This is a genomic window from Rhizobium sp. LCM 4573, from assembly GCF_001854865.1.
Taxonomy (GTDB): Bacteria; Pseudomonadota; Alphaproteobacteria; order Rhizobiales; family Rhizobiaceae; genus Neorhizobium.
Genome location: NZ_MDDW01000026.1, coordinates 405,791 through 419,103, shown reverse-complemented (window position 1 = coordinate 419,103; position 13,313 = coordinate 405,791). Strand labels below are relative to the sequence as shown.

16 protein-coding genes and 3 pseudogenes are annotated in these 13,313 nt (G+C 58.7%); 9 read left to right on the top strand and 10 right to left on the bottom strand.

The window, feature by feature from the left end:
• Positions 1–22: 22 nt before the first annotated feature.
• Entirely contained in the window at positions 23–988 is a 966-nt protein-coding gene (locus tag LCM4573_RS21075; protein ID WP_071008321.1) for an AraC family transcriptional regulator, read from the bottom strand.
• A 95-nt stretch (positions 989–1,083) separates the two neighbouring features.
• Here LCM4573_RS21075 and LCM4573_RS21070 point away from each other — a divergent pair, with 95 nt between their 5' ends.
• On the top strand, positions 1,084–1,833 hold the full coding sequence (locus tag LCM4573_RS21070; protein WP_071008320.1) for an SDR family oxidoreductase: 750 nt from the start codon (positions 1,084–1,086) through the stop codon (positions 1,831–1,833).
• Between the two features lie 240 nt (positions 1,834–2,073).
• Here LCM4573_RS21070 and LCM4573_RS21065 read toward each other — a convergent pair whose 3' ends face one another.
• Positions 2,074–2,364 carry a hypothetical protein gene (locus tag LCM4573_RS21065; protein ID WP_071008319.1) on the bottom strand — a complete coding sequence of 97 codons (291 nt, stop codon included), beginning with the start codon at positions 2,362–2,364 and terminating at the stop codon, positions 2,074–2,076.
• Between the two features lie 96 nt (positions 2,365–2,460).
• Positions 2,461–2,733 carry an usg protein gene (locus tag LCM4573_RS21060; RefSeq protein WP_071008318.1) on the bottom strand — a complete coding sequence of 91 codons (273 nt, stop codon included), beginning with the start codon at positions 2,731–2,733 and terminating at the stop codon, positions 2,461–2,463.
• A 282-nt stretch (positions 2,734–3,015) separates the two neighbouring features.
• On the opposite strand from LCM4573_RS21060, the gene groES reads away from it, so the two are divergent.
• From groES to LCM4573_RS21035, 5 genes are all read left to right on the top strand, one after another.
• Positions 3,016–3,330 (top strand): co-chaperone GroES, encoded by a 315-nt coding sequence (gene groES, locus LCM4573_RS21055; protein WP_071008317.1) that lies wholly within the window; start codon positions 3,016–3,018, stop codon positions 3,328–3,330.
• Positions 3,331–3,390: 60 nt separating this feature from the next.
• The gene (gene groL, locus LCM4573_RS21050; RefSeq protein WP_071008316.1) at positions 3,391–5,019 is read left to right on the top strand and encodes a chaperonin GroEL; all 1,629 of its coding nucleotides are present in this window, start codon (positions 3,391–3,393) and stop codon (positions 5,017–5,019) included.
• Between the two features lie 99 nt (positions 5,020–5,118).
• Positions 5,119–5,541 (top strand): hypothetical protein, encoded by a 423-nt coding sequence (locus tag LCM4573_RS21045; RefSeq protein ID WP_071008315.1) that lies wholly within the window; start codon positions 5,119–5,121, stop codon positions 5,539–5,541.
• A gap of 89 nt (positions 5,542–5,630) precedes the next feature.
• Positions 5,631–6,725, top strand: a complete 1,095-nt coding sequence (locus tag LCM4573_RS21040; protein ID WP_071008314.1) for a glycosyltransferase family 4 protein — start codon at positions 5,631–5,633, stop codon at positions 6,723–6,725.
• 16 nt (positions 6,726–6,741) lie between these two features.
• Complete coding sequence (locus LCM4573_RS21035) at positions 6,742–8,943, top strand: amylo-alpha-1,6-glucosidase (protein WP_071008313.1); 2,202 nt, start codon at positions 6,742–6,744, stop codon at positions 8,941–8,943.
• 37 nt (positions 8,944–8,980) lie between these two features.
• Here LCM4573_RS21035 and LCM4573_RS28710 read toward each other — a convergent pair.
• The 4 genes and pseudogenes from LCM4573_RS28710 to LCM4573_RS28700 all read right to left on the bottom strand — a co-directional run.
• Positions 8,981–9,194 (bottom strand): annotated as a pseudogene (locus tag LCM4573_RS28710) (hypothetical protein).
• A 48-nt stretch (positions 9,195–9,242) separates the two neighbouring features.
• Positions 9,243–9,404: pseudogene (locus tag LCM4573_RS28965) on the bottom strand (hypothetical protein); the annotation flags it as partial.
• A 278-nt stretch (positions 9,405–9,682) separates the two neighbouring features.
• Positions 9,683–10,060: a hypothetical protein gene (locus tag LCM4573_RS28705; RefSeq protein WP_244505379.1), complete on the bottom strand. Its 378-nt coding sequence runs from the start codon at positions 10,058–10,060 to the stop codon at positions 9,683–9,685.
• A 45-nt stretch (positions 10,061–10,105) separates the two neighbouring features.
• Positions 10,106–10,156: pseudogene (locus LCM4573_RS28700) on the bottom strand (hypothetical protein); the annotation flags it as partial.
• On the opposite strand from LCM4573_RS28700, the gene LCM4573_RS28695 reads away from it, so the two are divergent.
• Both LCM4573_RS28695 and LCM4573_RS21020 read left to right on the top strand, forming a co-directional pair.
• A complete protein-coding gene (locus LCM4573_RS28695; protein ID WP_244505378.1) occupies positions 10,151–10,303 on the top strand; it encodes a hypothetical protein in 153 nt (50 codons plus the stop codon). The pseudogene LCM4573_RS28700 and the gene LCM4573_RS28695 sit on opposite strands and share 6 nt — an antisense overlap.
• A 218-nt stretch (positions 10,304–10,521) precedes the next feature.
• Positions 10,522–10,776 carry a hypothetical protein gene (locus LCM4573_RS21020; RefSeq protein WP_071008310.1) on the top strand — a complete coding sequence of 85 codons (255 nt, stop codon included), beginning with the start codon at positions 10,522–10,524 and terminating at the stop codon, positions 10,774–10,776.
• A 253-nt stretch (positions 10,777–11,029) separates the two neighbouring features.
• Here the strand turns inward: LCM4573_RS21020 and LCM4573_RS28360 are convergent, their stop codons facing one another.
• The 3 genes from LCM4573_RS28360 to LCM4573_RS21010 form a co-directional block, all read right to left on the bottom strand.
• Entirely contained in the window at positions 11,030–11,191 is a 162-nt protein-coding gene (locus LCM4573_RS28360) for a hypothetical protein (RefSeq protein WP_198539767.1), read from the bottom strand.
• Positions 11,192–11,786: 595 nt separating this feature from the next.
• Positions 11,787–12,275 carry an AAA family ATPase gene (locus LCM4573_RS21015; RefSeq protein ID WP_071008309.1) on the bottom strand — a complete coding sequence of 163 codons (489 nt, stop codon included), beginning with the start codon at positions 12,273–12,275 and terminating at the stop codon, positions 11,787–11,789.
• A 54-nt stretch (positions 12,276–12,329) separates the two neighbouring features.
• The gene (locus tag LCM4573_RS21010; RefSeq protein WP_071008308.1) at positions 12,330–12,698 is read right to left on the bottom strand and encodes a MarR family transcriptional regulator; all 369 of its coding nucleotides are present in this window, start codon (positions 12,696–12,698) and stop codon (positions 12,330–12,332) included.
• Positions 12,699–12,794: 96 nt separating this feature from the next.
• Here LCM4573_RS21010 and LCM4573_RS27500 point away from each other — a divergent pair, with 96 nt between their 5' ends.
• Positions 12,795–13,313 carry a hypothetical protein gene (locus LCM4573_RS27500; protein ID WP_083347596.1) on the top strand — a complete coding sequence of 173 codons (519 nt, stop codon included), beginning with the start codon at positions 12,795–12,797 and terminating at the stop codon, positions 13,311–13,313.

The window sequence follows — 13,313 nt, the reverse complement described above, 5'->3', positions numbered from 1 at the left end:
TCAACAGATCTACCAATCTCAGCTAACGCGTGAAGGCGTTTTGCAGGAGTGCCGGCGGCAGCATGCCGGAGCTATGTTGTCCATTCAGGTGCATTAACCGACCGTAGCGAGTTGGAGACATGCCCGCGTATCGGGTAAAGGCGACGCTGAAAGTACTGGACGAACTGTAACCAACGCGTTCAGCGACTTGATCCAAGCCAAGCTCTTGTCCGCGAAGGAGACGTCCGGCCAAAGCCATACGCCACGCCAAAAGGTATGCCATCGGCGGCATACCCACTGTCCGGTTGAAACGGGCGAAGAACGCCGAGCGCGACAAAGACGCTTCGAAAGCCAATCCAGCAACCGTCCAGGGATATTCCGGGCGCGCATGGAGGGCGCGCAGCGCGGCCGCAACGCGATCATCGGCAAGACCGCGCGCCAAGCCCGGCGGCGCATTCTGTATCTCACTACCGCATCGCAATGCCTCGATCAGCAGTACCTCCAGCAGCCGTTCAAGCACAAGTTCGCGAGCCGGTCGATGCGCAAGCGTCTCGTCGCCAACCAATTGCGTCAGCGTCGCGAGCCGCGACTCTCCGCGCGCAAGGACGACATGTGGAAGCAGCGGCACGAGCAGAGCCACATCCGGCGAACCGAACGAACAATGCCCGATCCGGATGCGGAGGTTTGGCGGCTCGTCTTCCCCGCCGACACGAAAACAGCCCTTGCCTACCTCGATCGGTTCTCTTGATGTCTCGTCCTGCGGCAAGTCCAGGCTTTCCTTGATCAAGTCGCGCATGGCCGGAACCAGCAGGAAATCCCCGGCCTGCAAGATCAGGGGCGGTTGCCCGTCGACCGTCACACGGCAATGCCCTTCCAGCACCGCGCAGTAAAAAGGATCTCCCGTTCCCTTGCGGTGGAACCTCCAGGAGCCGGCGCACTCAATAAGCTTGGAAAAGCGGGCCGTTGGTTGGAGCAGCGTTACGACTTCGGCGAGCGGATCGGCGGTCATTCAGGACTAATTCAAAAGAAATCGATATCTCCAGCCATATCACGTCCTGGATGGCCCAGCTAGATTGTCGTCAACATCAACACGTGGAGATTCTTATGCCGGCAATCCTCATCACGGGCTGCTCTTCTGGCTTCGGTCTGGAGACCGCCCGGCTGTTTCTCGATCGTGGCTGGGATGTGGCGGCCACGATGCGAACACCCGACCCCAAGATAATTCCGGCGTCCGAGAGGCTGCGCATCCTACAACTCGACGTCACCGATCCGGCCAGTATCGCCCGTTCCGTCGCCGAGGCTGGTCCGATCGACGTCCTTGTCAACAATGCCGGCTTCGGCGTGCCGTCGCCGGTCGAACTGACCGAACCCAACATGGCGCGCGCCATGTTCGAGACCAACACGCTGGGCACGCTCGCAACGATCCAGGCGGTACTCCCATCGTTTCGTGAGCGCCGGTCGGGTGTCATCATCAACGTCTCGTCGTCGACCACGCTCAAGTCGCAGTCAATGGTCGGCGTATACAGGGCCAGCAAGGCGGCGGTGAACTCCATAACCGAGACGCTGGCCGTAGAAGTGCGGGAGTTTGGTGTGCGCGCCCATCTGGTCATACCGGGGAGCGCACCCGAGACGCGGTTCGGCGACAACGGCATGCCGCATCTGCGGGGCCGCGACAACGCCGACTATGCGCCGATGATCGAGCGCATCGTTGCACATATGCGCAACCAGTCGGGACCTATAACCCACCCGTCGGACGTCGCTGCGGCGATCTGGCGATGTGCCACGGATCCAGCATCGCCATTCCGCCTCGCCGCAGGACGCGATGCAGAAGCCTTGATGGCGGAGGCGGAGTAAGCTGCTTGCGTCAACTTAGCTCGCCATTCGCAGATTGATTTCGGACAGGAATGTGGCGGGCGCCTCCGCCCCGACCCCCGCCCGGTTTGTTCGGGGCGAGGCAAGCGACAGTCGAGCTATGGCGCTGGGTCAGCCAGATTCATCACCACAATCTTCAGTAAGCGCACCAAATTTCCTTGCTTGGGGATTGTAGGGCGGGCTTGCAGCATCGTAGCGAAGGCGATTAAGCGCGCGGCCTCATCAGTGCAGGGACTTGCTCACCAGCGGGTAGGGATGCGCAGCCTTGAACTGTGCGATCATCGCTGTAGCCTGTTGCAGTACGCGCTCGGCATTGCGCAGATCATCACGGGCAAGCTCGTCGGCGTTGATACGGATCGCCTCGGCCATGTTGGTCGACATCGCGGCAAAATGTCTGTGGCCTTCGATGAAGGCGTCGCGTGCTGTATTCTCGAGGACGCGGGCGATGTCGACGAAAACCTCCTCGCGATCCTCGACATTGAGATCTTTGATTGTATTGATTTTCTCTTCCATGTTGGCCTCACTCCGAACAGACGTGGGGATAGTGACCGAGCTCACTGAGCCTCGACCGTGAAAGAGCTAGRAACAGGGAAATTTCGTTTCAAGATCTCAGTGAAGTTTGAATTCTCCTTCGACGCGGCGCCACTCGTTCGGCCCGATCAGATGCTGATGGGTGTAACGGACGGAATGGAGAGGACCATCGAGCCTGGCCTGCCAGAAATCGAGGAACTTGTGCATTTCGGGAAAATCGGGAGCCAGATCGTAGTCCTGCCAGACATAGGTTTGAAGGACGGATTCGAAATCAGGAATGCGGTAGAGGATATGCGCGGTGGTGAGGCCGTAACCATTCAGCTGGCGTTCCAGATCCGATGAGAATTGCATGCTTCATCTCCGTTTCATGACACTCCAAAGGTGGCCCAAAATCCTGCGGCCATCAACGGATTTCTCAAACGCAGGAATCTTTTTGTTGTTCCTTTCCAGCGCGTTAGCAGCAAAACCAGCTGAGTGCTAATTTTTTCGTTTTGTCCTCTTGAAATCGCAAAATCGCAAAATCAAATTTTTTCGCGCAAAAAGCTCGACAAGAGATTTTGCACCCGCCCGGACTGGTCATCCGGTTCGGTCAGGGGGAACAACGTCATCATTGTTTGTCCATCGGAGGAAAACATGTCGTTCCGACCGCTTCATGATCGCATTCTCGTCCGCCGGGTCGAATCTGAAGAAAAGACCAAAGGCGGCATCATCATTCCCGACACCGCCAAGGAAAAGCCGCAGGAGGGCGAGGTCATCGCCGTCGGCCCCGGCGCGCGCAATGAGTCCGGCCAGATCCAGGCGCTCGACGTCAAGGCCGGTGATCGCATCCTGTTCGGCAAATGGTCCGGCACAGAGATCAAGATCAACGGCGAAGACCTGCTGATCATGAAGGAAAGCGATGTCATGGGCATTATCGAAGCCCAGGCCGAGCAGAAGAAAGCTGCCTGAGGCGATCACCTGTCAATCCAACCCATCAGTCAGATAGCTGCCTATTGAGGAGTTAGAAAAATGGCTGCAAAGGAAGTCAAGTTCCACAGCGATGCCCGTGAACGCATGCTGCGTGGGGTCGATGTTCTTGCCAATGCTGTAAAGGTGACGCTCGGTCCGAAGGGCCGCAACGTGGTGATCGACAAGTCGTTCGGCGCGCCGCGCATCACCAAGGACGGCGTATCGGTCGCCAAGGAGATCGAGCTTGAAGACAAGTTCGAGAACATGGGCGCGCAGATGCTGCGCGAAGTTGCCTCCAAGACCAACGATCTGGCTGGCGACGGCACCACGACCGCAACCGTCCTCGCCCAGGCGATCGTCAAGGAAGGTGCCAAGGCGGTTGCCTCCGGTATGAACCCGATGGACCTGAAGCGCGGCATCGACCTAGCCGTTGACGCAGTCGTCAAGGAGCTGAAGAACAACGCCCGCAAGATCACCAGCAATTCGGAAATCGCCCAAGTGGGCACCATCTCCGCCAATGGCGATTCCGAGATTGGCCGCTATCTTGCCGAGGCGATGGAGAAGGTCGGCAACGAAGGCGTCATCACCGTTGAGGAAGCCAAGACGGCGGAAACCGAGCTCGAAGTCGTCGAAGGCATGCAGTTCGATCGTGGCTATCTCAGTCCCTACTTCGTGACCAACCAGGACAAGATGCGGGTCGAACTGGATGATCCTTACATCCTGATCCATGAAAAGAAGCTGTCGAACCTGCAGGCGATGCTCCCGGTTCTGGAAGCCGTCGTACAATCCGGCAAGCCGCTCCTGATCATCGCCGAAGACGTCGAGGGCGAAGCTCTTGCGACACTCGTTGTCAACAAACTGCGGGGTGGCCTCAAGATTGCTGCGGTGAAGGCTCCAGGCTTCGGCGACCGCCGCAAGGCCATGCTGGAAGACATCGCCATCCTGACGGGCGGCACGGTTATCTCTGAGGATCTCGGCATCAAGCTTGAGAACGTTACGCTCAACATGCTCGGTCGGGCCAAGAAGGTCGCGATCGAAAAGGAGAACACGACCATCATCGACGGCGTCGGCTCCAAGACGGAGATCGACGGCCGAGTTGCCCAGATCCGCGCGCAGATCGAGGAGACCACCTCCGACTACGACCGGGAAAAGCTGCAGGAGCGTCTTGCCAAGCTCGCCGGCGGTGTTGCCGTCATCCGCGTCGGCGGCTCGACGGAAGTCGAGGTGAAAGAGAAGAAGGATCGCGTAGACGATGCGCTGCATGCGACCCGTGCAGCCGTCGAGGAAGGCATTCTCCCAGGGGGCGGTGTCGCCCTGCTGCGTGCGGTCAGGGCTCTCGATAACCTCGCCGCAGCAAATCAGGATCAGCGTGTCGGCATCGAGATCGTCCGTCGCGCTATCGAAGCGCCGGTTCGCCAGATCGCCGAGAATGCCGGCGCCGAGGGTTCCGTCATCGTCGGCAAGCTGCGGGAGAAGGCTGAATTCTCCTACGGCTGGAATGCCCAGACCGGCGAATACGGCGACCTTTATGCTCAGGGTGTCATCGATCCGGCCAAGGTCGTCCRCACCGCGCTCCAGGATGCCGCTTCGGTGGCCGGACTTCTGGTGACAACGGAAGCCATGATCGCCGAGAAGCCCAAAAAGGAAGCCGCTCCGGCCATGCCCGCCGGCGCCGGCATGGACTTCTAAGGTGATCGAAACAGGCCTGCCCTGCCCTCGAGGGCAGGCCTCCCCCTCCGAACAACCATCGGACCAGTTCCATCGGGCAGGATCAATGGAGTCAAGCTCATGAGAAAGGAGAACACAAGCAAACCGATACCAGAAGAAGCCACGGCAGCGATCAGCGCCGCACATCTGCTTCACCCGGCCAAACATTTCGACCACCCGCGTGACGTGCTTGCCGCCGTCGACATCGGCAATGACGAGAAGCGCGCCATTCTCGCGTCGTGGGCATCCGATATCTTCGCCATCGAGTCCATCCCGGCCCTTCGCCTTCATCCCGGCACGGATAAAGCCGTCCCCTATGACGAAATCATTGAAGCGCTGAAAGCGTTGGACAAGGACGATGAGCAAAGTGGGAAACGAGGCTCGTCTCCTCCCTTCAATGTCCCCAGGGCCCATCACCGGAGACCGAAAGTGCGCCGGTTTGGCAGCCTTGGCCTGTGTAGCCACCGGAAAGGAGAGCGTCGCCGACAGCCATTCGAGATATAGCCGTTCCATCTGACCTGCCGCGTGCCTCTTTGAGGATGCGGACCTGATTTTTACCGACGACTCTTTGCTCAACTGAGGAGGTTTTGCCGATGAAGATCGCTCAGATCGCACCGCTCGCCGAAAGCGTTCCGCCCAAGCTTTATGGGGGAACCGAGCGCATTGTTTCCTATCTCACTGAAGAACTTGTCGCCCAAGGCCATGACGTCACGCTTTTTGCGAGCGGCGATTCTGTCACCAACGCCCGGCTGGTGGCGTRCTCGGACGTCGCGCTACGGCTCAACCCGGCCGTCAGGGACCATCTGCCGCATCAGGTCGTGATGCTGGAGGAGATCCGCCGGCGGGCGCACGAATTCGATGTGCTGCACTTCCATATCGATCTCCTGCATTTTCCGCTGATCCGGGATTTCGCGGACCGCACGGTCACGACCCTGCACGGGCGCCTTGACCTGCCGGACCTCAAGCCATTCTACAAGGCTTTTCCCGATATTCCGCTGGTCTCGATCTCCAGCGATCAGCRCCGCCCGATGCCGCCAGTCAACTGGTCCAGAACGGTCTACCATGGCCTGCCGGCCGATCTCCTTCCCTTCACGGCAAAGCCTAAAGGCAGCTACCTCGCCTTCCTTGGACGCATCTCGCCCGAGAAGCGTCCGGATCGGGCGATCGAGATCGCCGCGAAGGCTGGCCTGCAGCTGAAGATTGCCGCCAAGATCGACAATGCCGACAAAGCCTATTGGGAAACCGTGATCGAGCCGATGGTCAAGAGCCATCCGAATGTCGAATTCGTCGGCGAGATCAACGAGCATCAGAAGGCAGCCTTCCTCGGCAATGCCGGCGCGCTGCTCTTCCCGATAGACTGGCCGGAGCCTTTCGGACTGGTGATGATCGAGGCCATGGCTTGTGGAACTCCTGTGATCGCCTTCCGCTGCGGTTCCGTACCGGAGGTGATCGACAACGGTATTTCCGGCATTCTGGTCGACAGCGTGACAGAGGCGGCGGAGAACGTTGAATGGGCGCTTCGGCTTGACCGGCGAAAGGTGCGCGCCACTTTCGAAAAGCGCTTTACCGCGGAACGGATGGCACGAGACTATCTCGACATCTATCGCAACCTGCCGGGCGTCCGCACTAAGGCGGCACGCATCCGCCGGTCGAACGGCCAGGCCCTCGACCTCCAGGTGGTCGCCTGAACCTTGAGGAGCAGCCATGTCGATCGCCTCTGCGGGAAGCAATCCGACGCCGGTCCCGGCCACCCCGATCGCGCAGTTTTTCATCCCGGCCGCCGCATCGCTGCAGGAGCGGCGRCCGCGCACGCTCAAACACGGCGACACCTTCGCCGTGTTTGATCACAACGGCGACGTGCTTTCCGGGCCGGGCAGCCCGGAAGGCCTTTTTCATCGCGATACGCGATATCTTTCCCACCTTTACCTGACGATCAACAACAAGCGGCCGATGCTGTTGTCGTCGACGCTACGTGACGACAATGCGACACTGACTTGCGATCTCACCAACCCCGATCTCCTCGATGACAAGGGAAAGCTCGTTCTGGAGCATGACCTGATCCACCTGCGTAGATCCCGCTTTCTCTGGAACGCGCGCTGTTGCGAGCGGTTGACCGTGAGAAACTATGACGAGCGCCCGCAGCAGATCCGTATTGAGATCATATTCGCAGCCGATTTCGCCGATCTCTTCGAAGTGCGGGGAACCTCAAGAGCGAGGAGAGGGCGGCATTTGCCTGCCGTCATGGAACAGGATTCGATTCTGCTCTCCTATGTCGGCCTGGACGATCGGAAGCGGTCCACGCGGCTTTCCTTCGATCCACGACCGGACGAACTCGGCAGCGATCATGTCGTTTATGAGCTCCATCTGGCACCGCACGAAACCCAATCGCTGTTTATCGAAATAGGCTGCGATCAGACCGCCGCCGAGCGGCCAAGCCACCGGTCGTTTTTTCTTGCCCTGCGCGATGCCCGCCGCGCCCTGCGCGCCTCGTCTTCACGCGCCGCTTCGATCGTCACATCCAACGAGATCTTWAACGAGATGGCGCGACGCAGCATATCCGACCTTTACATGTTGATGACCGACAAGCCGGAGGGACCTTACCCCTATGCCGGCATTCCGTGGTTCAGCACGGTCTTCGGCCGGGACGCCCTTATCACTGCGCTGGAAACGCTCTGGCTCGATCCGGAGATCGCACGCGGTGTTCTAGGGCATCTGGCGGTGAACCAGGCCACGGAAGTCGACCCCGCCTCGGACGCCGAGCCGGGAAAAATCCTGCACGAGGTACGCGCCGGAGAAATGGCGGAACTCGGCGAAGTTCCTTTCCGGCGTTATTACGGCAGCATCGATTCCACGCCTTTATTCGTGATGCTGGCCGGCCAATATCTCGAACGGACAGGCGATCTTGCGACCATCGACCGTCTTCTGCCGCATATCGAGGCGGCGCTGACATGGATCGACGAGCATGGCGACCGCGACGGCGACGGTTTCGTCGAGTATGGACGCCTAACGGAAGAAGGATTGATCAACCAGGCATGGAAAGACAGCCACGATTCCGTCTTCCATGCGGATGGAACGCTCGCCAGGGGGCCAATCGCGATTGCCGAGGTGCAGGCCTATGTCTACGGCGCTTGGCAGGCGGCGGCAGAGATTTTCCGCGTGCTCGATCGGCCGGAACGGGCCGCACACTTTCTCGCAAGAGCTGAAGGCATGCGCCGCACTTTCGACACGAGCTTCTTCGACGAGGAACTCGGCACTTATGTGCTTGCTTTGGACGGAGATAAACGCCCCTGCCGGGTCCGATCATCAAATGCCGGCCACGCGCTCTTCACCGGCATTGCCTATCCCGAGCGTGCCAGACAAGTTGTCCGTACGCTTATGAGCGCTTCGTCCTTTTGCGGCTGGGGCATCCGCACGATCGCATCCACGGAGGCGCGCTACAATCCGATGAGCTACCATAACGGCTCGGTCTGGCCGCATGACAATGCCTTGATCGCCAGCGGTCTTGCCCGCTACGGCTTTCGGGCTGAAGCTGCGCGGATATTCGAGRGGTTGTTTTCCGCCTCGACCTATATCGACCTGCGCCGGCTTCCCGAACTCTTCTGCGGCCTGCCGCGGCAGCGGGCACAAGGGCCGACCTTCTATCCGGTCGCATGCTCACCGCAGGCCTGGGCCGCGGCTGCTTCACTATCGCTGCTGCAATCCTGCATCGGCCTCGACTTCGATCCGAGCGCATTGCAGATCAGCTTCAACGAGCCGCAGCTTCCCGCCTTCCTCGACGAGGTTACCTTGCGGCATCTGCTGATCGGCAATGGCATGGCGGATGTTACCCTCCGCCGCTCGGGGCGCCATGTGGTAGTCGACGTCATCGACCGCCGCGGCGATATCCGGGTGCTGACGACGGCATAGGCGAGGCAGCATCTCAAGGGGGCAGGATTTTACTCGCCTATTCCGGCTCATCTTCGTCCGAAGCCAGCAGGTCGACCAGCGTGGCAACCCTGCCGCTCGCCAAAGGCCGTCCCTTCACCTATCAAGGCTTCGTCATTGCTGACCCACGCGAATGCCTTGGCAAGTTCAGCCTGCGTTGCGCCCGTCGCGATGACATCGGCCGCGAGAGTTTCGTCACAGGGGCCAAGTATGGCGATGACAAGAATGATCATGTCGGCAGCAATTTTCTGGTCGGCAGTCCTCACGCCGAAAACCTTGCCATTCTCGGTTTCGATGGCACGGACGGCCGCCCCAAAGCTTACTTTTGCTGCAGCGCTGTATGCGGCCGCCAGAAAGTCTTGAGCAAGTCGCCACGGATCAAGCGCGAGATCGTCTGGAGCGAAAGCGGCAAGATCAGGAACCCGGCGAAGATGAGGCGCCAAAACGTGCAACGCGTCTCGTTCCAGCAATTCGACCGCTCACCAGCTTTCTGGTGAAGCTGTGCGAACTGCTCGGTTTTTCGCGCCGTCCCTTTCCATAGTAAAGAGCCCCGACGTGCAGATACGAATGCCGACGGCAGTGCATCAGACAATTTGCGATATTCAGCGGTTGCGTCGCGCCGAAGGGCATAATTTCTCTCACTGGGCGTTCCATTGATGACATTGATCCACCCAAACGCCTTACCCGTCACCCCGGTGCCAGCGGTCTGCCCAATCTGCCCCTAGCCAGAGTCATCGGGATTGTCGACCAGGCATCCTACCCCGTGGCACCCCTGGTAATTGCCATGGGTGTCGAAGTTCGGATTGCCATCCTTGTCGAATTGAGGGGTGGTATCGACGTTGTCGTTGCTACTGGTGTCGGGATCGTCCACCGTGCAACCAATACCGTGGCAACCGTTAAAGCCGTCATCATCAGTGAAATTGCTGGTGGTATGGTGGTGCTTGTGTTTGCTTTCTTCGGCAATTCCCTCAATGATCGATCCAAGCACTGCGCCCGCGACGACGCCACCGATATCATGACCACGATGATCGTACATGCGCGCCCCCGGATCGAAGCCATCACCGCGGCCATAGTGATAGCCTCCAACGTCGGCAAACACGCCTGCGCATCCCTGAGCGACCCAGACATATTGGCTATTTGGATTGTATCCCCAGGTATGGTTCAAAATGCAGGGGGCGCTTGAGGTCTGATGGATGAGCTGTGGGCGGGAAAGTGGCCCTGTATAGCATTCATCATGGCGATGATCTTCGGCCTGATTGTCCAGGCCGAAACATCTGAAACAGCGATCGCGGCTTTCGGCCAGATGGGGGCGTTTGCGGAAGGGGGCGAAATCCTACCCTAAGAACACCTAGCGGGACAAATGCGTTCGCAGAAAGGCCCTCTATGGGCCAGAAAGACCATTTTGACTACCCCAATTGAATTGGCGGCGATTTTCATACAGAAAGCCCTTGTTTCTCAAGGCACTTGATCCGTCCCAATCAGACTATTGTCTTCTTGATACGCCATAAAACTATCGGTCGCAGGGACAGCGCACCACCAACCTAAGAGCAGCAAAATACTATGAATAGCAGCATATTCGCCAATAAACGCGCCATTGGGATGGGCGTCATTGCAGGCATGGCTTTTTTCGCAGCAGCGCAAGGATTCTTCGTCCTGCGAGGTCCACAATATGCCGAATCGCAGGATGGATCGGTGATGGTTCGTCCGATTGTGAAAGACGATTCAACCCGCAACATGACCATGAGTGTTATCGTTGCTCTGGTCGGCGGTCTTTATGTCGCTCGGGCGCTTCATAAGCGTTCAGACAAAGCTTGATTTTTCGCAGAGTCTGCCTTGTTCAAAGGAAACAAGCGGACTTGAGGCGCAAGAGCGACATTTCGTCCTCAACCCAAACCGACCCAGATTGCGGTGGGCGTATGGGCGCCCACCCGTATCGGGAAGCAGTCAACCGCTCCGGTGCCCTTGACTTATAAGGTGTCTTTGAAGAAGGGCACCACCTTTGCCATGGCGCTACGGGCTCAGGCTTGTCGTAGAGGTCATAGTGTGACCAGCCCTCGGCGACGACGATCTACTTGTTCATCGAGGCGGTACGGCCGTAGATTTCCCAACCGTCGCGATAGGCACCAAAGCCGTCCGGCTTGTCGCCAATCACGATGAGCAGCGGCTGCGTCAGCAGCACTTCGGCGTTCAGGAAGGCATCCCAGCCCATGGCGGCGCTGCTGAATGACATAAGTTGCTTGGTGTAGCCATGCGGCTGCTGACCGGGAGGAGTTTTGTAATAGGCCCAGTTGATGGGGTGGACGTCTCCTCAACTATAGCAACGTTTCGACACTGCTGTATTGGCACATTGCGATGCCGTTAGGAGGCGTCCACCCCATAGACCGGGCCTGTTACCGTCAGGGGGCGTTGCGAGACAGGTCTTCAACCAGGGCTGTACTTCCAGCTCTGCAAGCTCGGCCTGTGACGCGGGAACAGCTTCGTAGTCTGCGAAACAGGCTCCGTCTGCTTCCACCATGTCGCTGAGCTTGCTGTCGAAAAGTTCCAGGGGCTTGTGAATTTGTTGCCAGCCTTCCGCGCAGTCGGTGTCGGTCTCCGAGCCCGGTCGGCCGCAAACTTGCGTGCGCCGCGCTTGGTCTCAGAGCTCGCATGCGCTACCACCCTGCCTTCAAACGCTTGGCTGGAGGCGAAGTATGACCAGGTTCCGCAGAAGAAGGATTGATCGGCTCCGGCCGCGAACCTTTCGAACGACACGCTGGTCTTTTGCCTGGGGCTTGCCTTCAAAGGCAAGCCCTTTCGCCTTTCAGGCAATCCCAGCACTGAACCGGCTATGCCACTCGAAGGATCTCGTCGACCGTGGCCGAGACCGGCCCCCTCGTGTCGATCTCGTGATGGGCGGCCTCCCTCAGGAGAGGCTCGATCGTCGAAATGAGTTCCGCAACCTTCCGGCGCTCCTCGGCGGTGCTGCCGTAACCATCAGCAGATCGCCCCGAAATCCGCTCCATGATGGTTTCCACGGGAGCCGAGAGAAGGATCACGGTATCGAGCAAGGGGTAGACGCCCTCCATGTTCTCGGCGCAGCCGCTGATGAACAACGTCCCGCTTCCAGGCGTTTCAAGGAGCTGGCGAACGCGATCCACCTGCCAGACCCAATCCTTTCCCTCGGCGGGAGTGAGAGCATCCGAAGGGGCGGTATCGATCCATTCGGACCATTCCGGCGTATCGAGATCGTAGGCCCGATATCCGCGCTTGGTCAGTTCCTGAATGGCCGAAGACTTTCCGGTGCCGGACATGCCTGTGATCAGCACACGCTTCATGTGTTTCCCTGAGAGACTCCAGTCACATCGAATTTTACTATGAATTACATGATACTATGTGTTTGACCTTCTCTCCTCAGCGCGCATCCTTAGTCGGTCGAACACCTCCGGGCGAAACTCAAACTGCCTCGCAGTTCCGCGGCCCATGGAATTCTTTACAATTGTTTCCGCAAGTATGCCTCGCTCAACGAGTGGATCGATCGATTCCGCTACGGCATTGCGCGTCAATCCAGTGATTTTGACAATATTGGAGAGCGTTAGCTTTTCATGGCTCTGATGCATCATGTAGAGCACCGTCATCATCCCAAGCTGCTTTAGCCGCGATTGAGGCGTCTCTCCCTCGATCGGCTTGTCTAGAATTTCCTGCAAAGCGTAGGCTGCAAATAGCTGGCTCTGCCAGTGGACATTGAGTGCACTTGTCATATTTTATACTGTCATATATATGATTGTAAAACGAGTCGCGGATTCGCAAGGCTTGGAGGGCTTTGCGCGCGGTCGCGTCGGTGAAGGATGGTGGTCATGAACAAGTCTCTCATGCAGGCAGCCGTCGCTGCAGCCAGCTTAGCGTCATTCTATCTTGTTTTCGATGGTAAAGCGCGGGCGGGACAGTGGGGATGCCAGGTTATCCTGTGTCTTTCCAATCCTGGCGGTCCGACACAATATGCAGAGTGCCGGCCTCCGATCGAAAAGCTCTGGCGCGAGCTTGCAAAGGGACACGCTTTTCCGACTTGCAGCGGGGTTGGGTTCCGAGCCTCGCGCCCCGGATATGAGCCGTATTACTGCAACGATGGCTATCGCCTGACGACACGGCATGGAGATCGTGGGCGCGAGGTGAGCTGCATCTCGACCACGCCACAAACCGTCTCCGGTTATGAATGCTATCCCGACAATGATCGGGCCACCTCGGCGATGTGGTCCCGGAGCGAGGGCCGCATAAGATGCCAACGCTATGTGACGACGCGGCCGAACGTCCGCACGCAACCCCGTTATGTCGACGTGACCATCGACGGCGTTGGCAAGCAAAGGGTGTGGTATTGA